Raw genomic sequence first — 23,601 nt, 5'->3', positions numbered from 1 at the left:
ATGTTTTCCTCCTATATCACTGTTTATACTATAACGGATGTGCATGAACGGAATATGAACAAAACGTATATTTTTAATAAAAACCAAAATAAACTCTATTAGTCAATATTATCAAATTCATCTGCCTCCGGTTGCGGAAATAAGGAATATTTAATTGAATGTTTAAGTTTGACAGATTAAAAACCTCACGGATCTCTCCGTGAGGTTTGTTTTACTCAGATGCTGAATGGCGTTTCGCAAGGACGTCAAGCACGTCGTCCAAAGGAAGCGACTGCTCACGCAGAAGAACGAGCAAATGATACAGCAAATCCGCCGCTTCCCATTTTAATTCTTCATGGTCGCGGTTTTTCGCGGCGATAATAACCTCTGCGGCTTCTTCGCCGACTTTTTTGAGGATTTTATCGACGCCTTCCCGAAACAGATACGTTGTGTAGGCTCCGTCAGGCATCTCCGCCTGCCGTTTGGCGATTACGCTTTCCAGTTCATTTAAGATGCCGAAACGATCCTGCGCGTCCGCTTTTTCCGAAGAAAAGCAGCTGTAGCTTCCCTTATGGCATGCGGGTCCTGAAGGCTCCGCAAGCACGACAAGAGCATCTTGATCGCAATCATAGCGGATGGCTTTCACCTTTTGGGTATTCCCCGACGTCGCTCCTTTATGCCACAGCTCCCCGCGTGAACGGCTGTAAAACCAGGTTTCTTTCGTTTCTATCGTTTTTTCGTAGGATTCACGATTCATATAAGCCAGTGTCAGTACTTCTTTGCTTGCCGCATCCTGCACGATGGCGGGAATCAGTCCGGCCTCGTCAAACCGCAGTTCATCTGCCCGTTTCATCTCACATTCACCCCGTGTTTCTTCATATAATCTTTCACTTCTTTTATAGATGTCTCTTTGTAATGGAAAATGGAAGCTGCAAGCGCGGCGTCCGCTTCACCGATCGTGAAGGCTTCAAGCATATGGCGCGCGCTGCCGGCTCCCCCTGACGCAATGACGGGCACCGGGACGGCACGTGTGACAAGCTGTGTGAGCGTATGATTAAAGCCTGTTTTCTCACCATCTGCGTCCATGCTTGTCAGCAGGATTTCACCCGCTCCCCGGCTGACGGCTTCTTTTGCCCAGGCCGTGACTTCCCACTCGGTTTTCTGTCTGCCGCCGTGTGTGTACACTTTATAGCAATCCGAATCTTCATCATACTTTGCGTCAATCGCCGCTACGATGCATTGCGAGCCGAAAAAATCTGCTCCTTCCGTAATCAGCTCGGGGCGGAGGACGGCCGCTGTATTAACAGATACTTTATCAGCGCCGGCGCGAAGCATCCGTTTCATATCGCTTAATTGATTGATTCCGCCGCCGACCGTAAACGGAATCGCCAGTTTTGCCGCAACTTGTTCTACGACGTCTGTCATCGTCTTGCATCCTTCGTGAGAGGCGGAAATGTCGAGAAAAACAAGTTCGTCAGCGCCCTCCCTGTCGTAAGCTTCGGCCAGCTCGACAGGATCGCCCGCATCTTTCAGCCCGAGAAATTGAATGCCTTTGACGACGCGGCCTTCTTTCACATCGAGACACGGAATGATTCGTTTCGTGATCATGCGTCCTTCACCCCGCTGAGCGCTTCGGCTAATGTAAATTGTTTTGTATACAGCGCTTTTCCGATAATCGCTCCCGATACGCCGGCGTCTTTGAAGCGGGCCAGTGCTGTGAGGTCGGCGACTGAGCTGACTCCGCCTGAAGCGATGACGGTTTTTCCCGTTGCTTTTGCGAGCTGAACGGTGCTTTCGATGTTCGGTCCTGACAGCATGCCGTCAGTTGCAATATCCGTGAAAATGAAGGTTTCCGCTCCTTCGGCCGCCAATTCACGGCCCAGATCGGCCGCCCTTACCGAGGATGTTTCCAGCCAGCCTTCCGTCGAGACATATCCGTTCCTTGCATCAAGACCGATCGCGATTTTGCCGCCGTATTGTTTCAGCATGCTCTTCACAAATGCCGGATCGGAAACGGCCGAGCTGCCGAGAATAACGCGATCAACACCTTGTGATAAATAACCGTACACATCCGCTTCAGAACGGATCCCGCCGCCGATCTCGACTTTGACATCAAGCTGCCGCGCAATGTCAAGAACATGCCTGTCGTTTACTTTCCTGCCTGCTTTCGCGCCGTCAAGGTCCACGAGATGAATCCATTCGGCACCTTCGTTTGCAAATTGCGCCGCCATGTCTAAAGGAGAGTCACCGTATATCGTTTCCTTGCCGTAATCGCCTTGGATGAGGCGGACGCATTTGCCGTTTCTCATATCGATTGCCGGATATAATGTAAAAGCGTTCATTTCTTCACCTTCTGTTCCGCTGCCATTTTTGTAAATTGCGTTAAGATCGCCATTCCGGCCGTACCGCTTTTTTCCGGGTGAAACTGTGCACCGAAGACATTGCGTTTCCCGACGACCGCCGGAACACGAACGCCGTACTCAGCGCTTGCCAGAAGATCGCCGTCTTCCATCCCGTCTATATAATAGGAATGGACAAAGTAAACGAAGCCTTCTTCCGCTTCCGAAAGCAAAGGAGACGTTTGGTGAAACGTCAGCCGGTTCCAGCCCATATGCGGCACCTTCAGCTTGTTTCCTTCGGCATCTCTGTCTTTGAGTCTCACAGCTTTTCCGGCTAATAAACCGAGTCCTTTTGCAGAGCCGTTTTCGGTGCTTTCTTCGAAAATGAGCTGCATACCGAGGCAGATGCCGAGGAGCAGCTTCCCCTTGTCAACCATACGGTGTATGAATTGATCAAGCTTCGCGCTGCGTAAATTGTCCATGGCGTCACTGAATGATCCGACACCGGGGAGAATAAAAGCATCCGCTTTTTCAAGCTCTTCCGGCCGGTCTGATACGACATACGGGACGCCGACGCGTTCCAGCGCCTTCGACACGCTGAATAAATTGCCCATACCGTAATCAATTACACCGATCATTTACAGCATTCCTTTCGTAGACGGCACGCCCTTGACGCGCGGATCAATGGATGACGCTTCGTCCAGCGCTCTGCCAAGCGCCTTAAACACGGCTTCTATCATATGATGCGTATTCGTGCCGTAATGAACGATGACGTGCAGATTCATTCTCGCTTCGAGCGCCAGTTTCCATAAGAATTCATGTACCAGCTCGGTATCAAACGTTCCGACTTTCGCTTGCGGAAATGCAGCGCGCATCTCAAGGTGCGGCCGGTTGCTCAGGTCTACGGCGACTTGGGCGAGAGCTTCGTCCATCGGTACTAGCGCTGATCCGTACCGTTTGATCCCTTTTTTATCACCGAGCGCCTCCAAAAAAGCCTGCCCTAAACAGATGCCGATATCTTCAGTCGTATGGTGATCATCTATCTCCGTATCGCCTTTTGCGTCAACAGTTAAATTGAATTGCCCGTGCTTTGTGAACAAATCAAGCATATGAGTCATAAACGGCACATCCGTGCTGATGTCGGCTTTTCCTTCTCCGTCTATTTCGAAAGCCAGCTTAATATCGGTCTCATTTGTTGTTCTGGCGCGTTCCGCTTTTCTCATCGGTCATTCCTCCGTTTCTCGCTTCAATCGATCTTGCGTGCGCTTCAAGCCCTTCCAGTCTCGCGAAGGCGGAAATGCTGTCCGCGTGCGTTTCAAATGCCTTCCGGCTGTATGAGATGATGCTCGATTTCTTTTGAAAATCTGTTACATTCAACGGGCTTGAAAACCGCGCCGTTCCGTTTGTCGGCAAAACGTGATTCGGTCCGGCAAAATAATCGCCGACCGGTTCAGCGCTGTATCGCCCTAAGAAAATCGCCCCCGCGTGTCTGATGCTTCCAAGCAAAGCCTCCGGCGAATGCGTCATGATTTCTAAATGCTCGGGCGCCAGCGCATTCACCGTGTCCACTGCATCTTCCATCGATTCCGTAATGTAAATGCGGCCGTGATCCCTGATCGACGCTTCGGCGATTTCTTTGCGCGGCAGCGTCTGAAGCTGTTTATTCACCTCATCTGATACGGCTTCGGCAAGCTTCCGTGAGTCGGTGACAAGCACGCTTGAGCTGAGCGTATCGTGTTCTGCCTGTGAAAGCAGGTCAGCAGCTACTTCTTTGGGCACCGCCGTATCGTCTGCCAGGACCACGATTTCACTGGGCCCGGCAATCATGTCAATATCCACAACGCCGAAGACTTCGCGCTTCGCGAGTGCTACAAATATATTGCCGGGGCCCGTGATCTTATCAACAGGCTGTATCGTTTCGGTTCCGTAAGCGAGCGCGGCAATCGCCTGCGCGCCTCCCGCTTTGTAAATTTCCTTTATGCCGAGCTCAGACGCCGCCGCCAGAACGCCCGGCGAAAGGCGGCCGTCTTTTCCCGGAGGACTGACGAGAACGATCCGTTCCACTCCCGCAGCGAGAGCGGGGATGACATTCATTAAAACGGAAGACGGATAAGCGGCCGTCCCGCCCGGCACGTATACGCCCGCGGAATCGAGCGCCGTTATTTTCTGCCCGAGCATCGAGCCGTCTTTGCGATGGTAAAACCACGAGGATTGCAGCTGGCGTTCGTGATATTCTTTAATATTGGCAATCGCCTGTCTGATCACTTCCAACAGCTGATCATCAAGCAGACGGTACGCCTCGGTGACTTCCTCTGCACTCACGGCCATTTGGTTCAGGCTGATGCCGTCAAATGTTTTTGTATAGGCCAAAACGGCTTTGTCACCGTTTTGTCTGACGTCTTCAATAATCTCCCTGACGGTTTTCCGCTGCTCTTCGGTTCCGCTGTCGATGGAACGCTTCAGTGAAAACCGCTCGCTTCTTTTTACTGCGGTTATTTTCATTGTGCCGTTTCTCCTTCCACAACCCTGGCCAGCCTGGCCGCCATTTCGTCGATTACATCATCCTTCATGCGGTAGCTGACCGGATTGACGATAAAACGCGATGTGATGTCACAAATATGTTCTGATTCAACGAGACCGTTTTCTTTTAATGTCCGCCCGGTTGATACGATATCTACGATTCTGTCAGCAAGCCCGATTAAAGGCGCCAATTCAATCGAACCGTTCAGCTTAATGATTTCCACCTGCTCGCCCTGCTCTCTGAAATAACTTGACGCAACATTCGGATATTTCGTCGCAATCCTCGGGGCGACTCCGTTCCAATCCGCTCCGGGAAGCCCCGCAACGGCGAGATGGCATTTGCTGATTTTCAGATCGAGCACCTCATACACGTCACGCTCTTCCTCAAGCATGACATCCTTTCCGGCAATACCGGCATCAGCGACGCCATGCTCGACATAAGTCGTCACATCCATCGGCTTTGCCAGAATAAAGCGGAGATTTTCTTCAGGAACGTCAATGATCAGCTTTCTCGATTCTTCAAACTCCTCGGGCAGCCTGTACCCGGCCTGCCGCAGCAACCCGGCCGCTTCTTCGAATATCCGTCCTTTTGGCATTGCCATTGTGAGTACCTTACCCATTCTGCTCTTCCTTTCTGGCACCGATAAAGTATGTGACGTTTGCAAATGATTTTGTCATATGATCGATATTTTCAATGCCCGCCAGATCCTGCAGGACGACTTTTCTGCCTCTCGCCCTTTCTTCCTCCGCGAATAAAATGGCCTGCGCCCGCTGCTCCTTGCTGAAAATCACGGCGTCCGCTTCACTAGTTTCTTCCTGGATGCCGAGCGCTTCAATCAGCCTGTCGATACGGAGCCCGAAACCCGTGGCGGGAGCGGGACTGCCGAAATGGCCGAGAAGATTGTTATAGCGTCCGCCGCTTCCGATGACAAAACCGACATTTGCCGCATACACTTCGAATAAAATTCCCGTGTAATAACTCATATGGCTTACCATATTCAGATCAAGGCGAATATGCTCGGCACATCCGTAATCCTCAAGAATGTCCCACAGGTCTTCCAGCTCCTGAATCAAGCTTTGTCCGGAGATGCCGATGATCTCCTCCGCCTTGGCGCAGATCTCTTTCCCGCCTCGCAATTCCAGAAGTGCGAGCAGCCGGCTTTTGTCTATTGAAGAAAGCGGAAGCGATTTGACATGTTCCCTGTATCCCACGTAATTCTTCTCAAAGAGAAAGCGCCGCAGAACATCCGCCCGCTCAGCATTGCCCAGAACCTCGACAAACAGCTCATCAGCGAGTCCGGCATGGCCGATCGCGATTTTAAACCGGTGCAATCCCGCGTTTTTCAAAGCGCCGGCCGCCAGCGCAATCACCTCGGCGTCCGCGCTTGTTGATCCGTCGCCGATCAGCTCCGCGCCTACCTGTTCGAATTCTGCCGGACGTCCGCCTTCCCGCTCCTGAGCGCGATAGACGCTTGCCGCGTACCCCGCTCTGAGCGGATGATTGTGTTTGTGCAGCTTAGACGCCGCCACCCTGGCAATCGGTCCGGTCATGTCAGGCCGAAGCACAAGCGTTTTTCCGTCCTGATCGAGAAGCTTAAACAGCTGCTGTTCTTCAATGGCTGACTGGACGCCTACTGTTTCATAAAATTCAAGGGTCGGCGTCTCCATAAACTGATAACCCCATTTATCAATTAAATCCGTCAGTGTGGAACGGACTTTTTTCTTTACTTCGTATAAACCGGGCAGCGTATCTCTCATGCCATGCGGTTTCTCAAACATAAACATTTGCCTTTTACACCTCCGCTTTGTCTGAAGGAAAATTCCGAATCCTTTAGTTCGCTAATATGATAATATGTTAGCAGATAAAAGAATGAATTGCAACGCCCAATGTCCGCCTACTCTTTTCCATAAACATGGCTAAAGAATGAACAAACCTGTAAACATATCGGAACGATCGAATCATATTGAGCAGAAGTGCTATAATACATAGAATAGCTTCAACAGAAACAAGGGAGAAGAATTGATAATGAAGACGCTTGGAACATTATGTGTGCTGATTCTGACAGCCGTCCTTGTCTATCTGGGATATAACATCTATACAAACGATATTCATTTTAATTTTTTCAATCAGCAGTCCGACGAGCCTGATGAGAAAACACCGTTAAAAGGGAGCGCGTCACCGCTGAATGTCGTTCTGTACAGACAGATGGATTCTCCCAGACTGTACAATGGCTGTGAGGTGACAAGCCTTGCCATGATTTTGAACAATGCCGGATATCATGTGTCAAAAAATACATTGGCGGATAAAATCAATAAAGTTCCGCTCACATACAGCAGCGGGCTGAAGGGAGATCCGAATGAAGGATTTGCCGGAGATATGGAAAACGGCCCGGGTTTAGGCGTTTATCATGAGCCGATTGATAAACTTGCCAAAGAATATGCGGGAAACAAAGTATACGACCTGACGGGAAAAGACATTTCTTCAGTGTACCGCCAGCTTGAAAAAGGGCGGCCGGTCTGGGTGATTACCACCACATCCTTTAAGCCGGTTGATAATATGCAGACTTGGAATACGCCGAACGGAAAAATCGACATTACGTTCAGCATGCATAGCGTAGCCGTTACCGGTTATGATCACGATTATGTATACGTTAATGATCCTTATGGCTATAAAAACAGAAAAACAAACCGATCTGACTTTGAAAAAGCCTGGAAGCAGATGGGCAGCCAGGCCATTGTGATCAAGTCATAAAAAAACCCCGCTGACGTTAATCAGCGGGGTTTTCCCATTCGTTCTTTCATTTCTTCGTCCGTATAGATCACCTGCATCGGATTTCCTCCGACAAACGCCCCGGCCGGGACATCTTTATGCACCAGCGTGCCGGCTGATACAACGGCTCCGCTCCCGATGGTGACGCCGGGCAGAATGGTTGTGTTTGCCCCGATCATCACCTCGTCACCGATTGTGACATCACCGGTCCGGTACTCATGTATTAAATATTCATGAGCCAAAATCGTCGTATTGTAGCCGATGATACTGTTTTTTCCGACAGTGATTTTTTCGGGAAACATAATATCCGGCATCACCATCAGCGCGAATGAGGTCTGTTTTCCGACATTCATTTTCAAAAAGGTTCGGTACAGCCAGTTCTTCACGCTTAGAAACGGCGTATACCTTGCGATCTGAATGATGATGAAATTTTTCATCACCTTCAGAAAGGGGACCGTCTGATAAACATGCCACAATGAATTTGCACCTGAAACCGGATGGCGGTCTGTTTTTCTCACGGGTTACTTCACCCCGGTGATGTGCAATAAATCACTCATTTTCTCGAGCATATAATCGGGTTCATAGGCGGAAAGCGTCTGTGCGCTTTTAATCGTCCACGCGACGCCGGCTGTTTTCGTGCCGGCGTTTTTTCCCGCCATGACATCGTGATAATTGTCACCGATCATTATGGCTTCCGACGGATCGCACCCAAGCCGGCTGAGAGCAAGCCGCACAGGCTCGGGGTCAGGCTTCGGATGCTTTACATCATCAAGCGTGACGACAGTATCAAAAAACCGCCCGATGCCTGTCAGCTTCAATCCCATATTGACTGTATCCCTCAGCTTCGTGGTGACAATCCCGAGCTGATAGCCCGCTTTTTTCAATTCATCCAGCGTTTCATAAACCGTTTCGTACTCCGTGACGAGCTCATCGTGCTTTTCATGGTTGAATGCTCTGTACATGCTGATCATCTCATTGCACTTTTCAGCATTAATGCCTGAAAACGTTTCATACAGAGGCGGGCCGATAAACGGAAGCACATCTTCCCTTTTGAACTGCCCCGGGCAATAATGATCAAGCGTATGAAGGTAAGAAGCGATAATCAGTTCATTCGTGTCAATCAGCGTGCCGTCGAGATCGAATAAAATGGCGGTTACACGTTTATCAGTCATCTTATGTCCTTTCCGATTTCAGGCGTCAGTCCGTGTCGGCATACCGCTTATCGGCATACCCCTTCATGCGTCTGAAAATCATTAAAATAATCGCAAGTACAATCAGCACAATGGAAATGACCTGCGCAATCCGAAGCTGGCTCGTAAGCATCAGGCTGTCCGTCCGCATTCCCTCAATAAAGTATCTGCCGATCGAATACCAGATCACATACGTCAAAAACAGATTGCCCCTGCGCAGGTTCACGCGGCGGAGCAGAAGCAGAATCAAGACGCCCGCAAAACTCCACAGCGATTCATACAAAAACGTCGGGTGATAATATTGTCCGTCTATGTACATCTGATTAATGATGAAATCCGGAAGATGCAGACTTTCCAAAAATGACCGGCTGACCGCTTCACCGTGAGCCTCCTGGTTGATAAAGTTCCCCCAGCGCCCGATGGCCTGGCCGAGCAGAATACTCGGCGCGGCAATATCCGCCAGCTTCCAGAATGAGATCCCTCTTACTTTTGAAAAGACGATTCCCGTTGCGATCGCGCCGATCAATCCGCCGTGAATCGCGATGCCGCCTTTCCAGGTTTTAATGATTACCCCGGGGTGTTCCGAGTAATAGCTCCACTCGAAAAGCACATAGTATGCCCGTGCGCAAATGATTGCGATCGGGATGGCGAAAAGAACAAGATCAATAAAAATGTCCTTTTTCAGCCCCCGCTTTTCACTCTCCCTCATGGCCATCCAAAGCCCTAATAACGCGCCCGCGCCGATAATGATTCCGTACCAGTGCACGGATAATGGCCCGAGCTGCAAGGCAATCGGATTGATTGGTGTTCCTGCTTCGTTCATATTATTGCCAACTCCTATTCGTCTTGTTCGCCGTCCTCAATGACATCCGCCAGTTTATTCGTAAATTGCTCGGCAGCATTTAAGCCCATCCGCTTCAATCTGAAGTTCATCGCCGCAACTTCGATAATAACGGCGAGATTTCGCCCAGGGCGGACTGGAATGGTCAGTTTTGTAATTTCCGTATCAATGATTTTCATTTTTTCTTCTTCAAGTCCGAGACGGTCGTATTGCTTCCCTTGCTCCCAAAGCTCAAGGTCCATGACGATTGTAATTCTTTTATTGCTTCTGACGGCGCCCGCTCCGAACAGCGTCATGACATTTATAATGCCGAGACCCCTGATTTCAAGCAGATGCTCAATCAGATCAGGCGCATTCCCGACGAGCGTATCCTGATCCTCCTGCCGGATTTCGACGCAGTCATCCGCGACAAGACGATGGCCGCGTTTGACGAGCTCCAGGGCCGTTTCACTTTTACCGACGCCGCTTTTTCCCGTTATGAGCACACCGACGCCGTATATATCCACAAGCACGCCGTGAATGGCGGTTGTCGGCGCGAGACGGCTCTCAAGAAAATTCGTCAGCCGGCTTGACAGTCTGGTTGTTTTCAGAGGGGATCTGAGCACAGGCACGCCGTTTTTCTCGGATGCTTCTACAAGCTCCGGCGGGATCGGCATATCTCTGGAAAGTATGATAGCCGGCGTCACATCGGTGCACAGCGATTCCATCCGCTGTTTTTTATCCTCCTCAGGAAGCTGATCGAAAAATGACAGCTCCGTTTTTCCTAAAAGCTGCACCCGTTCTCTCGGGTAATATGTAAAATAACCGGCGATTTCAATACCGGGCCGTGATAAATCACTCATCGTAATCGGGCGGTTAATCCCTTCTTCTCCGCTGATCAATTCTAAATGGAACTGCTCCATTACGTCTTTGGTCCGAACCTTTGCCAAGATATGTTCCTCCTGTTCTGGGATGTTCCGAGCTTTGAACAGTTATATTTTATCACTTTACCGTCTGAACCAAAACAGATTTATACAATTCCGGCATAACTGGTCTAGATAACTAGTCTGAAAAAGAGTAAAATAAAACTAACAACTAACCAGAAAGGCGTGTTTTAAAGTGGCTGAAAGCTTGTTAATCAGCGGTGCGGACATCGTAACAGAAGAGGAAATCATCCGAAACGGTTTTCTCGGTATAAAGGACGGCATCATTTCTTACGCGGGGAAAACAAGACCGCAAGAAACGTATGAGAAGGAATGGAAGGCGCCCGCGGGCTCGTATGCGCTTCCCGGAATGATTGATATTCATATTCACGGCGGATACGGCGCGGATACGATGGATGCTGATATTGCAGCTCTTGATACAATGTCCGCCCGGCTGCCCGAAGAAGGAACAACCTCTTTTTTAGCGACAACGATCACACAACAGCACGAAAACGTTGAAAAAGCACTCGTCAACGCCAAAAAATGGGCGTCTTCCTCACCGCAGGCCCAAAAAGGCGCTGAGTTGATCGGCATTCATTTAGAAGGACCGTTTGTCTCTCCGAAAAAAGCGGGAGCACAGCCGAAACAATGGATTACGCCGGCTGATGCCGGGCTCTTTCAGAAATGGGAGCGGCTCTCCGGAGGTCTGATTAAAATCGTGACGCTTGCACCGGAAGAAGATCCTGATTTCAGCCTGATCCGTTATTTAAAAGACCGGAACATCATCCCGTCAATGGGACACACAGACGCGGGAGCCGAGCTTTTAGAAAAAGCGGCGGATGCCGGGGCGGTGCATATGACACACCTCTTCAACGCCATGAGCTCCTTTCATCACCGTGAGCCGGGGGGCATCGGTACGGCTCTCGCCTGCGGCCGCATCACGGCGGAGCTGATCACTGACGGCATTCATTCCCATCCTTTGGCCGTTAAGCTTGCCTATTTGGCGAAAGGAAGCAAAAACCTGATCATGATTACAGACTCCATGCGGGCAAAAGGGCTTAAGGACGGAGAATACGAATTCGGCGGACAAAGAGTCACCGTTTGCGGAGACAAAGCGCTTCTCTCTGACGGGACGCTGGCCGGTTCCATTTTAAAAATGAATGAAGGCGCAGCGCTCATGCGCAGGTTTACAAACTGCTCATGGCCGGATATAGCAAATATGACATCGGCAAATGCGGCCCGCCGCCTCGGCATATTCGACCGTAAAGGAAGCATCGCCGAAGGAAAAGACGCCGACGTTGTTCTGACGGACGGACAGTGCGGCGTGCTGGCCACGATTTGCCGCGGAAACACCGCATATATCTCAAGGGAGGCTGATTGGATATGAACGTTATCACATGCAGACATTATGAAGAATTAAGTGAAAAAGCCGCAGCGATTATCGCTGAAACAGTGAAACAAAAGCCGGATGCCGTTCTCGGCCTTGCGACGGGAGGCACTCCTGAAGGCGTATACAAAGAACTTGTGCGGATGCACCGCTCAGAGGGCTTGTCATTCGGGGATGTCACGACAATCAACCTTGATGAATACGCCGGGCTTTCTCCCGAGGACAAAAACAGCTATCATTATTATATGAATACACATTTTTTTGCACATATCGACAGCCGAAAGGACCGCCACTTTCTCCCTGACGGACGGGCAGACGATCTCGATGCCGAATGCGGACGCTATGACCGATTGATTCAAACACTCGGCGGAGCGGATATACAGCTTTTAGGCATCGGACACAACGGCCATATCGGCTTTAATGAACCCGGGACGCCATTTGAATCCCGAACCCATGTCGTTGAGCTGAATGAAGAGACAAGACAGGCGAATGCGCGGTACTTTCCGTCAATTGATCAAGTCCCTGTAAAAGCCCTGACAATGGGGATCGGGACGATTTTGTCCGGCAAACGGATTTTGATCATGGCATCCGGAAAAAGCAAGGCCCAAGCGGTGAAGCAGCTTCTGGACGGGCGCATCAGCGAAGCATTCCCCGCCTCCGCCCTGCACGCGCATCCGGATGTGACGGTCTTGATTGATGAAAAGGCTGCGGGCGGCGATTGAAAGGATTTGACCTATGCAGATTGATAAACAATCTCCGATTCCGATTTACTTTCAGATTATGGAACAATTAAAAACACAAATCAAAAACGGCGAGCTGAAAGCGGATGCGCTGCTTCCGTCAGAGCGGGAATACGCCGAACAATTCGGCATCAGCCGAATGACGGTGCGCCAGGCGCTTTCCAATCTGGTGAATGAAGGATTTTTATACAGGCAGAAAGGCCGGGGAACGTTCGTCAGCAAACTGAAGATGGAACAGCCGCTTCAAGGGCTGACAAGTTTTACGGAAGATATGAGAAGCCGGGGCATGAAGCCGGGGAGCAGACTTGCCGAATACCAGCTGATTCAGGCGACGGAAGAATTATCTTCTATCCTGGGATGCGGCTATCCGGCAACGCTTCATAAAATCATCCGCGTCCGGCTGGCAAATGATATCCCGATGGCGATTGAGGCCTCGTACATTCCGTTTGACAAAGCGGGAAAACTGGACGCCTCTCATTTTCAATCATCCATGTATGAGCATATTGAAGCGTACAATCAGATGCCGATCTCACGGGCAAAACAAGAGCTTGAACCGGGAGCCGCTTCCGAGGAAGAAGCTGAGCTGCTCGGTATCCAGCCCGGCGCCCCCGTCCTCTATATCAAGCGGACCACTTATCTGCAGGACGGCACTGCCTTTGAGCACGTCAAATCCGCCTACAGAGGCGACCGCTACACATTCGTGCATTATATGGACAGGGTGAAATGAAACATCTCCAACCGTTACGGGTTGGAGATGTTTTTTGATCTGCCATTTTCAAATCAAGCCGGTGAATGTTCTCTATGACTCTGTCAAAATGGAGAGGCTGTGGTTCTGATATCTATTTTTATAAAGAAAAGAGTAATAAAATGCTACCCTCTGTTTTGGACAATATACGGAACCTGCTTTGAAACCAGCAGCAGCGGTTCTTTGTTTTTATGAGCCAGTGAAAACATGATTGCGCCTTCAATCATCGAGTTGATTGTCAGCCCGAGCTTCTCCGCTTCCTCTTGTTCAAACCCATGCTCAAGAAATTTTGCCGCAAACACATCCGTCCACTTCTTGAACACCTCAACACATGTGCATCTTAACGTTTCATTGATCAGAGCGGTCTCACCCGCCAGCAATCCAACCGGCACGCCCTCAATATTCTGCGGATCATTAAACTGTTCAGCCGTTACATGAATAAAGTGCTGAATCGCTTCTATAGGGTCCGCGAATTGAGACATACTATTCTGTATTTGCTTTTCAACGCATCTTCCCGTATATTTGATCGCCGCAATGGCGAGTTCTGCTTTTCCATTTGGAAAGTGATGATACACAGACCCTCTGGGTGCTCCGCTCTCTTTTATAATTTGATTCAAACCAGTCGCATGATATCCCTGAATCTGAAAAAGATATGCAGAGGTTTGAATAATTCTTTCTTTTGTCCCGGTTTTACTGTTCATTATGTTTCCTCCTGCATATTACGAAAACCAATCGATTTTAGTATAGAAAAGGGACATAAAAAAGTCAAAAGCACTTAGTACCGCCATTCATGTTACAGAAAAAAACCTGCTGACCGTCAGATTTTCTTCTGACCGATCAGCAGGCTGTATGTTTTCGTTATGGGTTTGAGGCATGCCTGAAATCAAACTGATCCGGAGCCGGGCGATACGGCGTATTCCCCGTTTTGAACATCCACAACGGTGATATTGTTTTGCCGTTGTACGGGTCCTTCACGACGGTGTACCAGTAATAAACGGAATCAGGCTGCAGGCCGTCCCAGACCCAATTTGCGGTTTTTCCGCTTTTTACGTGTTTTTTATGACCGAGCAGTTCGTTCGTATAGACGTTGCATTCAAAATAATCGGTCGCTACCCTTTTCCTCTTCGGCTGTAAATCCATTTCTGCTGAGAATTCGTCTTTATCAGCGAACAGATCGGTGTCATAGTAATTGATGTCATCCGTGTACGGCGAGTAGGAGAACATGTGAACCTGATTGGCGGCCTGATCGAATTGCATCATGCGCATAAAGCCCTGCCCCCCTTCCGGACCGTCCTGGTAGTCGGTCAGAATTTGGTGGACGAGGCGGTCCGGTTTTCCGTCTCCGTCATCGTCAAGCGCATCGTTTTTTTTCATGGCGTTATGGTAATGGCCGCTTAATACCATCGCCACATTGCGATTCGGCTTGACGACTTTTCGATAGATCGTTTCCCCGATCGGGCTTCGGTTTCCGCTCACAAGCAAGTACTCATGAAAGCATAAGATGGCGGTTCGGTCCGGATACCTCTTCAGCACTTGATTGATCCAGTCAATCTCTTGTTCCGCAATGCCCCAGCCCATATAAATCATAATAAAATCGTTCCCGCTTGCCGACAGCAGATCATAATGCCCGCGGTTATTTTTGTATGATCCGCCGTAATGCATGTTCTGTTCAAACCGGCGGCTCCCGAAGAAATCCCCGAAGGTTCGGTATGTGCCGTCTTTATGGCCGACGTCATGATTGCCGGCAAGCACTCCGTACGGAATTCCCGCCTTGTCAAGTGTCCGCATGGAGTGATCGGCGTTTTTCCACTGTTTCATCACCATTGAATCATCGACGATATCACCGGTATGAAAGACATATTTAATATTGTGCTTTTCCTTATTTTCTTTGATCCACTCCGTCATTTTGTCAAAAATGTGCGGGTGCCCTTGTGCGTAATACTGTGTATCCGACATCCAGATAAACGTGTAATTGCCTTTCGCCGGTATTTGATCCTGCACGATGACATTCATTTTTGAGTTCTTCACCGCATCCGCTGCGGAAACGGCGGCTTTTAATGTAAACGGCTTTTTATCTTTGGCAAGAACGCTGTCCGCCTCCTGCCAGCGGCTTGTCCGGTAATTCCAAATATACATGGTTACCTTTCGGCCGGGCAGAGAGCTTCCTTTCCAGACCGCCTCAGCCAGATCCGTTTCGTCGATAGACGGGTCAACGGAGACTTCGAACCGGTGATAAGGAAAACGCTCCATACTTTCCGCCGATACGGTTTTTCCGTCATTTGCCGAGATGCGGTTCATTTCCGGCAGGGTAAACGGCATTTCATTTTCTTTTATGCCCCTCGGCGGTTCCGTTAATGAGGCGTGTTTATACACTTTCACGCTGCCCGGATTCCGCGCGGTATAACGGAAGCCGCGATAAAATGATACATTCATGTCATCCTTCGTCGGGTCTTTTACCCGGACGGACAGCTTTGCTTTGTGGGCGCCGATTTTTTGATCGGCAAGCTCCGGCTGGTTCGGCTCCTCCCGTTTGATATAGAAGGTGCGGACGGACGTTGTTTCATTTCCGGCAAGGTCTGCCGCAATAATGGTAAGGGTATGTTTTCCGGGCTTGAGATCGGCTGATGACGTGTGATGCGGGAGCGTAATGCTTTCTCCGTCCAAAAACGCTTTGACCTCTTCCACTTTGCTCCATTTGTCACGAATGTCCGCATTCAGCTCAACATTACCTTTCAGCGCCGCGCCTTCTTTGATACCCGGGACAATCTTCGGCCCTGTATTGTCCACCCGCACAGATTGGCTCAGCTGCTCCTCACCGTCGCTAACAAAAATATGGTGATAGCCTTCAGAAAGCTTCGTCGTGTTCCACGGCAGCAGCCGTGACGTAAACAAATGATCCGGCAGGCTGAATGAGAAGTTCTTCTGCTGATTCGCCCGCCTGCCGTCACCGATAAACAGCTGCTCAGCCGGATCCGTCTTCCCGTCTTTGATCACCGTTCCATCCGAAAGCACCAGACGGGCATGTTTCACGACAAAATCATCCCGATTCTCTCCCGTATCATACGGAGAAACCTTTGAGCCCGAACGGATGGATACTTTCTGTCTTTTGCCCCCTTTTTGCAGCAGACGTTCCGGAAGGAGAACCGAGTGCGTTCTGAAGCGGTGAGACGGATCGTCAAAAATGTGCAGCACCTCATTTTCCATTATGACGGTGTTTTGAAAATAAAGATTCGTTTTCCGGGCATCGAAGGCGAAATAGACCTCTTTTTCCAGCGCCGGCCGGGTCTCCTGCCGCTTGCCGTCAATCCACAGCTTGATCTTATCGGCGCTGACGTCGGAAGTCGCTTTGAGCAGATAGGTGCCGGATATCGTATCTTCGGGTTCAACATTCATTCTGAGTCCGTGTGATTTGCTCGTCTGTTCAATGTCAATCATTTTGACGGGCGTTTTTGCTTCATTTTCTCCATCACTGGCTGCGATATAATACTCAAGCTGATCCTGGCCGAGCAGTTCCGGGGAATAAAGAATGTGATGGTATAAGCTGTCGTTGCGGTCTTTTTCGGCCAGAATTCGTTTGAATGGTTTTTTCTCATTGGTCCGGTAATAAAACGCGGCTGTTTTGACAAGGTTTTTGTCTTTTATGTCTGCCTTTAATTCAATGCTTTCAGCGGGCCGGACGGGCTTTCTGTCTGTAAGGTCTTCGATGACCGGTTTTTCCTTGTCAGGTTTGATCACCCTTTTCTGCTGCGGGATCTGCGCCTGAAAAACAGAGCCCGGTGACGGCTTATGCTCGCTCGTGGAGATCTTCAGCAATTCTCCCGTTCCGTTCAGCGGATATTTGTACAGCAAAGAAGTCAGCCGGCGGAAAGCGTGTTTCCGGTAATGCGCTGAGGCGATACCCTTTCCGGTATTTGCCGACAGCACCACCGTACGCGGGCGGCCGTTGGACATTCCGTCCGTCCCTTCGATGACGGCGAGATGTTTTCCCTCCTTCAGGCGTGTCCCGTAATAGCGGTTGAAATCATCTATCGTCAGTTCTGATGCGGCGCGCCTCAGCCAAAACACGTAAGTCCCGCCTGACGGAATGACGGTATCTTCTTTCGGCCTCCATATCATGTCTGATTCCGGCCCTTCCTTCGGATAGCGGTAGCGGATATGGTAGTCTTTAAAATGAATGGGCCTGTCCGTCGTGTTATACACCTCGATAAATTCATAGGCATCAGCGCCGTCTTCATTTTTCGTATCAACCGCAAGCTCCGTAATCATCAGCTCGGGAATATGATTCAAATCGGCTTGATAGCCGTCCAGCTTCAGCAGCTTTTTCTCCGATTCCGCCCGCTGTCTGCCGTTGGTGAAAACGAGGTAATATTCCAATTCTCCATTCCAGATATCCCGTTTTGAAACCTGGGCCGTAAACAGCCGGATTGCGCCTGGCGCGGGCTCCATCGGCACCATTTTAAACCCCAGCTCATTGCTTTGTTTATAAAAAAGAAACGCCGAAAACGCTTGATAGTCAGCATTCCGTACATGAGCCTGTATGAACAGGTTTCTTTTCATTTCCGCCTTTACTTCGATTTGGGGAGGATTCTCCAGAAGCGGTATGTAATGAGGCGGCTGTCCGAATTCCTGCTGATTCACGGGGATTGCCGATTCTTTGCGCGCCGCATCCGCAGAAGGACTCACACAAAGCAAACCAATCAGAAAAAAGAGCGTCATCACAAGTTTCATCTCATTACCTCCCTATGCATTATGTTGCGTCAGGAGGCTGCCGCTTATGTAAATCACACATAAAAAAGCTGCCCTCTCGGGACAGCTCGTTTTTTACCTTTTTCTAAGCGGCTCCAATATGCCTTTTTGGATCAGCAAGTGGAAAACGGACAGCACGACGGATGCCCAAATGGCGGTGCCGAACCCATCAATCTGAAAGCTGTCTCCCATCAAGGCTGCGGTCATCATTAACGTAATGGCGTTGATGACAAACAGAAAGAGGCCGAGGGTCACAACCGTGACGGGCAATGTCAATATGACGATGATCGGCTTGATCAGCACATTTAACACAGAAAGAATCACACTGGCGATGACAGCCGCTCCGATACTGCTGATATGGACGGAATCAAAATATCCCGCGATAACGATTAATAATAAAGCATTTACTAAAATGCTGACTGCCCATTTGATCATTTATTTCAAATCTCCTTCTAAAGGTACAACAAAACACCAGATAATATATACAATCGGCACGATTCCGCTCGTGACAAGCGCTAATACAACGGTTATAATGCGCAAAAGCGACGCATCCATATTGATGTACTCCGCCAAACCGCCGACGACGCCGGCGATTTTACGGTTTTTTTCTGAACGGTAAAGTCTTTTCATCCAATCACCTCTGAGTATGCTTGAGCTTAATGGCTCCTGTTAACGATTCTGAGAAAATCGAGAGATGCTGATCATGGCCTTGATTTGATGCCAGCATCAGTTCTTTTTGAATGGTATCATTCTTTTCCTTTAAAATTTCCGCATCAATCAGCTCATGGCTGAGAGAGCCGAGATTGCTTTTCAGCTCCGCTTTCACCGCCGAATCATCAGGCAGAGCGATCTCCACGTTTCCGGTCGTCGTTTTCGTGTAGATGGAGCGGCAGTGCGGCGCTGTCACGGTAAGCATGATATTGCCGTTAAAGCTTTGAACGTCAATGGATTCACTCGATCCGCGCAAATCAATCAAGCCGTTGATCGTTTCCGCTTCAATCGCGCCGCATTGATGTCCGGCCAGCTTGATTTGTCCGTTAGCCGTTTCCGCCGACGCTTTATCAGCCGTCAAATGAGAGAATGACAGAACGCCGTTTGTCGTTTTCGCCGAGAATTCTTTTACATGTAAATGTTCCCCTCTGATCGGTCCGTTAAACAGCTTCACTCTTATCTTATCGTACTCTTTCTGGGGAACATAAAGCGTGACATTGGTTTTCATCGTTTTCTTTTCCGTGCGGACAAAAAACTTATTGCCCTTCACTTCACACTCAATGTGCTGAAGAAATGCGGTGCGCGCCGCCTCCTGACTGTCCGCCCGGTACACTTTCGCCTGGCACTCCGCTCTGATATCTTCATCCGCCCACGGCACGATATTGACGCTGCCGTTTGCAATCTGCATATCAATGGCCGTGAATTCACTGTCTTTAAATTGAAAAATATGCTGCACTTCGTGTGCGTGGCCGAAATTCAGATCAAGATCCGCTTCCTTCACTTTTTTGACGGCAGAATCAATCCAGTCGAACAGCTTCGCCCCGAGCGACGGCTTTTGGCTTCCTTTTGCCCCGCTTTCGAAATCTTCCGCAGGTTCCTGGACCTCTGCAGATAATGCGGTGATCTGCTCTTCTTTTTCTTTATATTCATGATCCAGTTTTTCAATGAGCGTCAGTGCTTCCTGCGCCGTCAGCATGCCGTCTTCCACAAGCTTTAAAATCCGTTCTTTCTCCTGTTTCATACAAAACGCCTCCCCCGACTTTTCTTACACCTGGCGTAACACCTTAATTCCCTGCACGATATTCCAAATGACCATTCCGATGAGGATCAGAAAATAAACAGCTGCTCCTGTTATCATAACAAAAACGGGCACCATACTCTCCCCCTGAGCCGTAATCAATCCGCCGACAACACCCGCGGTCACAATCAGCAATCCCGCAAACGGAATGATATGGGAAATCAGAGCGCGCATGGCATGCCGCTTCGTCTCTTTTTCATCGACGACAAAGTAAGCCACAATCGGAAGAATGAGCGGCGCGAGAAACACGCTGAAATAACAGATTGATGCGATAATCGCTTGATTTCGGTTCAATAAAAACACTCCCTGTGCCGTAATGTAAAAACCCTTCCTTATACATACGTATGACGCATGGGCGGGTTTCATTTTCATGCTAAGGACATGCTTCGTTATACGTAATTTTTGATTTCAGAGATTTCACTATAGAATCTTTTCCCCGAACCGATTACAATATGTAACAAAGCCTGACCGTATGCAAGGAGGACATACAAATGGAGAAAGATCCCGAAAACGCCCAAGTAACGGAAGAGAGTCTGCGAAATTTAATTCGCGAACAGAAAAGAATGAACAGCGAAATGCTGGCTGAATTGGAACAGATCAAAGCAGCCCCTCTTCCCATTTCCCATGATATCCAATATATAAAAGTGCTGCTGGACAGCAGCAGCACCCATATTCTGCAGGACTTAATGCATTTAAGCAAACAGCTTCCCCAACAGAAAAAAGCCTGTAACACAACAGCCCAAAACCGGTGAGTTTTGGGCTGTTTTTATTGATCTATTATGTGGCTGCCGTTTCTTTTTCAGCCAGCAATGTTTTCATCCGTTTTTTATCACGTTCCATTACCGGTTTCAGATAGCGGCCCGTATATGATTCTTTCACTTCCACAACTTCTTCAGGCGTCCCGGAGGCTACGATCGTGCCGCCGCCCGCTCCGCCTTCAGGTCCCAGATCGACGATGTAGTCCGCCGTTTTAATGATATCGAGATTGTGTTCAATGACCAAAACGGTATCACCGTTATCGACGAGTCTTTGAAGCACAACCAAAAGCCTTGCGATATCATCAACGTGGAGGCCTGTCGTCGGTTCGTCCAAAATATACAGCGTCCGGCCTGTGGAACGCTTATGCAATTCGGAAGCAAGCTTGACGCGCTGCGCTTCTCCGCCTGACAGCGTCGTCGCCGGCTGGCCGAGCGTCACGTACCCGAGTCCGACATCGGCAAGCGTTTGAAGCTTGCGTTTGATTTTCGGGATATTTTCAAAGAAAGACAGAGCATCTTCCACCGTCATATCCAGAACGTCAGAAATGCTTTTTCCTTTGTATGTGACCTCAAGCGTCTCCCGGTTGTAACGTTTGCCGTGGCACACTTCACACGGGACGTACACGTCAGGAAGGAAATGCATCTCAATTTTGATGATGCCGTCGCCGCGGCAGGCCTCACAGCGCCCGCCTTTTACATTAAAACTGAACCGGCCTTTTTTATAGCCGCGCACCTTTGCTTCATTTGTCTGCGCGAATACATCGCGGATATCATCAAACACGCCCGTATAAGTTGCCGGATTTGATCTCGGTGTCCGGCCGATCGGCGCCTGGTCGATGTCGATCACCTTATCAAGGTGGTCGAGGCCTTTGATTTCTTTATGGCTTCCCGGTTTCGCTTTGGCTTTATGAAGCTTTTGCGCAAGCGCCTTATGCAGAATTTCATTCACAAGCGTGCTTTTTCCGGAACCGGACACACCTGTCACCGCCGTAAAAGTGCCGAGCGGGAATTTGGCGTTCGCTTTTTTCAGGTTGTTTTCTGAAGCGCCTTTGATTTCAATGAACCGGCCGTCAGGCTTTCTTCTCTCCGGAGGCATCGGGATGAATTGAACCCCTGACAAATAGCGTCCGGTCAGAGAGTCCGCATCATTCATCACTTCTTCAGGCGTCCCCGCCGATATGACGCGGCCGCCGTGAATGCCGGCGCCCGGACCGATATCTATCAAATAATCGGCAGCCATCATCGTATCCTCATCATGCTCAACGACAATCAGTGTGTTGCCGAGATCCCTCATGTTTTTCAGCGCGCTGATCAGACGGTCATTGTCACGCTGGTGAAGGCCGATGGACGGCTCATCAAGAATATACAGGACGCCTGACAAACGGGAGCCGATCTGCGTCGCAAGCCTGATGCGCTGCGCTTCTCCGCCTGACAGCGTGCCCGCCGCCCGGCTCAGCGTCAGATAATCAAGACCGACTTTATCTAAGAAGCTGAGCCGCTCCACAATCTCTCTTAAAATTAAATCGGCAATCTGCATATCTTTCTTAGACAGCGTCAGGTTTTTGAAAAATTCAAGCGCGTCGCCGACGGAAAGCTCCGTAATGGTTCCGATATGACGCCCGTTGACCAAAACGGCAAGCGCTTCTTTCTTCAGCCGGTAGCCTTTGCACGTCGGGCACGATTTCTGTGACATGTACTGCTCCATCTGTTCACGGATATAATCGGAGCTTGTCTCTTTATACCGTCTCTCAATATTGCGCAGCACACCTTCAAATTCAATTTCATTTTCGCGCACTTGTCCGAAATCATTCTCGTATTTAAAGTAAATCCGTTCATTGCCGCTGCCGTACAGCACTTTATCAAGCTGATGCTTCGGCAGGTCTTTGACCGGAGTCTCCATATCAATGCCGTAATGGCGGCAGACCGCCTGAAGCAGCTGCGGATAATATTGTGAACTGATCGGCGTCCACGGCGCGATGGCGTGTTCCTTTAATGACAGCTCGGGATTGGGGATGACGAGCTCAGGATCCACTTCCAGCTTCAAGCCGAGACCGTCGCAAGTCGGACAGGCGCCGAACGGGCTGTTAAACGAAAACAGCCGGGGTTCAAGCTCCCCGATAGAAAAACCGCACAGCGGACAAGCGTGATGCTCGCTGAACATCAGCTCCTCCTGACCGATGACATCTATCATGACACGGCCTTCCCCTAAACGGAGCGCGGTTTCCAGCGAGTCGGAAAGCCGGGCGGCAACGCCTTCCTTGACAACGATCCGGTCAATGACTACTTCAATGGAATGCTTTTTGTTTTTTTCAAGTTCAATATCGTCAGAAAGCTCGGCCATTTCTCCGTCAATCCGCACCCTTACGTAACCTTGCTTTCTGATTTGGTCAAGCACTTTGACATGGGCGCCTTTTCTGCCTGAAATGATCGGCGCAAGCACTTGAAGCTTCGTCCGCTCCGGATATTCAAGAATCCGGTCAACCATCTGTTCAATCGTTTGCGACGTAATTTCAATGCCGTGCTCCGGGCAGTGAGGCTTCCCGACTCTCGCGTACAGCAGCCGGAGATAATCATAAATCTCCGTTACCGTTCCGACGGTTGACCGCGGATTGCGGCTCGTCGTTTTCTGATCAATGCTGATCGCCGGAGAAAGCCCTTCGATCGCATCAACGTCCGGCTTATCCATCTGCCCTAAAAATTGGCGCGCATAGGCAGAAAGCGATTCAACATACCGCCTCTGTCCTTCCGCGTAAATGGTGTCAAAGGCAAGGGATGATTTTCCCGATCCGGACAGCCCCGTCACGACGACGAGCTGATCCCGCGGAATCGTTACATCAATGTTTTTTAAATTGTGCGCCCTTGCGCCTTTCACCTCGATCCGGTCAATTGCCATGT

The 23,601-nt window shown here is 49.7% G+C and carries 24 protein-coding genes; 5 read left to right on the top strand and 19 right to left on the bottom strand.

Features of this window, described 5'->3' with window-relative positions; genetic code table 11:
• Window positions 1–211: 211 nt before the first annotated feature.
• From hisIE to BZ167_RS12705, 8 genes are read right to left on the bottom strand one after another with little or no spacing between them, the layout of a single operon-like run.
• Window positions 212–832, bottom strand: coding sequence for a bifunctional phosphoribosyl-AMP cyclohydrolase/phosphoribosyl-ATP diphosphatase HisIE (gene hisIE, locus BZ167_RS12740; RefSeq protein ID WP_015418300.1), 621 nt, complete (start codon window positions 830–832; stop codon window positions 212–214).
• A complete protein-coding gene (hisF, locus tag BZ167_RS12735) occupies window positions 829–1,587 on the bottom strand; it encodes an imidazole glycerol phosphate synthase subunit HisF (protein WP_077392097.1) in 759 nt (252 codons plus the stop codon). Before hisF ends, hisIE begins: the two co-directional genes overlap by 4 nt.
• Complete coding sequence (gene hisA, locus BZ167_RS12730) at window positions 1,584–2,321, bottom strand: 1-(5-phosphoribosyl)-5-[(5-phosphoribosylamino)methylideneamino]imidazole-4-carboxamide isomerase (RefSeq protein WP_031378291.1); 738 nt, start codon at window positions 2,319–2,321, stop codon at window positions 1,584–1,586. Before hisA ends, hisF begins: the two co-directional genes overlap by 4 nt.
• A complete protein-coding gene (hisH, locus tag BZ167_RS12725; RefSeq protein WP_031378290.1) occupies window positions 2,318–2,956 on the bottom strand; it encodes an imidazole glycerol phosphate synthase subunit HisH in 639 nt (212 codons plus the stop codon). Before hisH ends, hisA begins: the two co-directional genes overlap by 4 nt.
• A complete protein-coding gene (hisB, locus tag BZ167_RS12720; protein ID WP_007614023.1) occupies window positions 2,957–3,541 on the bottom strand; it encodes an imidazoleglycerol-phosphate dehydratase HisB in 585 nt (194 codons plus the stop codon).
• The gene (gene hisD / locus BZ167_RS12715; RefSeq protein ID WP_039253702.1) at window positions 3,507–4,820 is read right to left on the bottom strand and encodes a histidinol dehydrogenase; all 1,314 of its coding nucleotides are present in this window, start codon (window positions 4,818–4,820) and stop codon (window positions 3,507–3,509) included. The genes hisB and hisD overlap by 35 nt, the downstream gene beginning before the upstream one ends.
• The gene (gene hisG / locus BZ167_RS12710) at window positions 4,817–5,458 is read right to left on the bottom strand and encodes an ATP phosphoribosyltransferase (protein ID WP_012118547.1); all 642 of its coding nucleotides are present in this window, start codon (window positions 5,456–5,458) and stop codon (window positions 4,817–4,819) included. The genes hisD and hisG overlap by 4 nt, the downstream gene beginning before the upstream one ends.
• Entirely contained in the window at window positions 5,451–6,623 is a 1,173-nt protein-coding gene (locus BZ167_RS12705) for an ATP phosphoribosyltransferase regulatory subunit (RefSeq protein ID WP_077392096.1), read from the bottom strand. Before BZ167_RS12705 ends, hisG begins: the two co-directional genes overlap by 8 nt.
• A 241-nt stretch (window positions 6,624–6,864) precedes the next feature.
• Here BZ167_RS12705 and BZ167_RS12700 point away from each other — a divergent pair, with 241 nt between their 5' ends.
• A complete protein-coding gene (locus BZ167_RS12700) occupies window positions 6,865–7,590 on the top strand; it encodes a C39 family peptidase (protein WP_039253699.1) in 726 nt (241 codons plus the stop codon).
• Window positions 7,591–7,610: 20 nt separating this feature from the next.
• On the opposite strand, the gene BZ167_RS12695 is transcribed toward BZ167_RS12700, so the two are convergent.
• The 4 genes from BZ167_RS12695 to hprK are packed head-to-tail and all read right to left on the bottom strand — an operon-like array spanning window position 7,611 to window position 10,568.
• On the bottom strand, window positions 7,611–8,126 hold the full coding sequence (locus tag BZ167_RS12695) for an acyltransferase (RefSeq protein WP_031378285.1): 516 nt from the start codon (window positions 8,124–8,126) through the stop codon (window positions 7,611–7,613).
• A gap of 3 nt (window positions 8,127–8,129) precedes the next feature.
• On the bottom strand, window positions 8,130–8,780 hold the full coding sequence (gene ppaX / locus BZ167_RS12690) for a pyrophosphatase PpaX (RefSeq protein WP_031378284.1): 651 nt from the start codon (window positions 8,778–8,780) through the stop codon (window positions 8,130–8,132).
• Between the two features lie 25 nt (window positions 8,781–8,805).
• Complete coding sequence (gene lgt / locus BZ167_RS12685) at window positions 8,806–9,621, bottom strand: prolipoprotein diacylglyceryl transferase (RefSeq protein ID WP_031378283.1); 816 nt, start codon at window positions 9,619–9,621, stop codon at window positions 8,806–8,808.
• A 14-nt stretch (window positions 9,622–9,635) separates the two neighbouring features.
• Window positions 9,636–10,568 (bottom strand): HPr(Ser) kinase/phosphatase, encoded by a 933-nt coding sequence (gene hprK / locus BZ167_RS12680; protein ID WP_013353746.1) that lies wholly within the window; start codon window positions 10,566–10,568, stop codon window positions 9,636–9,638.
• 169 nt (window positions 10,569–10,737) lie between these two features.
• Between hprK and nagA the strand changes: the two genes are divergently transcribed.
• From nagA to BZ167_RS12665, 3 genes are read left to right on the top strand one after another with little or no spacing between them, the layout of a single operon-like run.
• Entirely contained in the window at window positions 10,738–11,928 is a 1,191-nt protein-coding gene (gene nagA / locus BZ167_RS12675) for an N-acetylglucosamine-6-phosphate deacetylase (RefSeq protein WP_077392095.1), read from the top strand.
• Window positions 11,925–12,650 (top strand): glucosamine-6-phosphate deaminase, encoded by a 726-nt coding sequence (nagB, locus tag BZ167_RS12670; RefSeq protein ID WP_031378282.1) that lies wholly within the window; start codon window positions 11,925–11,927, stop codon window positions 12,648–12,650. Before nagA ends, nagB begins: the two co-directional genes overlap by 4 nt.
• A gap of 13 nt (window positions 12,651–12,663) precedes the next feature.
• The gene (locus BZ167_RS12665; RefSeq protein WP_012118554.1) at window positions 12,664–13,395 is read left to right on the top strand and encodes a GntR family transcriptional regulator; all 732 of its coding nucleotides are present in this window, start codon (window positions 12,664–12,666) and stop codon (window positions 13,393–13,395) included.
• Window positions 13,396–13,538: 143 nt separating this feature from the next.
• Here BZ167_RS12665 and BZ167_RS12660 read toward each other — a convergent pair whose 3' ends face one another.
• From BZ167_RS12660 to BZ167_RS12635, 6 genes are all read right to left on the bottom strand, one after another.
• Window positions 13,539–14,114, bottom strand: a complete 576-nt coding sequence (locus BZ167_RS12660) for a TetR/AcrR family transcriptional regulator (RefSeq protein ID WP_033575202.1) — start codon at window positions 14,112–14,114, stop codon at window positions 13,539–13,541.
• A gap of 157 nt (window positions 14,115–14,271) precedes the next feature.
• Window positions 14,272–18,141: a metallophosphoesterase gene (locus BZ167_RS12655; protein WP_060673996.1), complete on the bottom strand. Its 3,870-nt coding sequence runs from the start codon at window positions 18,139–18,141 to the stop codon at window positions 14,272–14,274.
• A 93-nt stretch (window positions 18,142–18,234) separates the two neighbouring features.
• Window positions 18,235–18,594 (bottom strand): phage holin family protein, encoded by a 360-nt coding sequence (locus BZ167_RS12650; RefSeq protein ID WP_007407446.1) that lies wholly within the window; start codon window positions 18,592–18,594, stop codon window positions 18,235–18,237.
• The gene (locus tag BZ167_RS12645) at window positions 18,595–18,789 is read right to left on the bottom strand and encodes a PspC domain-containing protein (RefSeq protein WP_003151448.1); all 195 of its coding nucleotides are present in this window, start codon (window positions 18,787–18,789) and stop codon (window positions 18,595–18,597) included.
• A 4-nt stretch (window positions 18,790–18,793) separates the two neighbouring features.
• A complete protein-coding gene (locus BZ167_RS12640) occupies window positions 18,794–19,891 on the bottom strand; it encodes a DUF4097 family beta strand repeat-containing protein (RefSeq protein ID WP_015418314.1) in 1,098 nt (365 codons plus the stop codon).
• Window positions 19,892–19,915: 24 nt separating this feature from the next.
• Entirely contained in the window at window positions 19,916–20,242 is a 327-nt protein-coding gene (locus BZ167_RS12635) for a hypothetical protein (RefSeq protein ID WP_003151444.1), read from the bottom strand.
• A gap of 197 nt (window positions 20,243–20,439) precedes the next feature.
• Between BZ167_RS12635 and BZ167_RS12630 the strand changes: the two genes are divergently transcribed.
• Window positions 20,440–20,700 (top strand): hypothetical protein, encoded by a 261-nt coding sequence (locus BZ167_RS12630; protein ID WP_012118557.1) that lies wholly within the window; start codon window positions 20,440–20,442, stop codon window positions 20,698–20,700.
• Between the two features lie 25 nt (window positions 20,701–20,725).
• Here BZ167_RS12630 and uvrA read toward each other — a convergent pair whose 3' ends face one another.
• Window positions 20,726–23,599, bottom strand: coding sequence for an excinuclease ABC subunit UvrA (gene uvrA, locus BZ167_RS12625; protein WP_015418315.1), 2,874 nt, complete (start codon window positions 23,597–23,599; stop codon window positions 20,726–20,728).
• Between the last annotated feature and the right edge of the window lie 2 nt (window positions 23,600–23,601).

The organism is Bacillus sp. 275 (assembly GCF_001999205.1).
GTDB classification, from domain to species: domain Bacteria; phylum Bacillota; class Bacilli; order Bacillales; family Bacillaceae; genus Bacillus; species Bacillus velezensis.
Note: the sequence above shows the minus strand (reverse complement) of the source record. Positions and strands in the feature narration are given on the sequence as shown.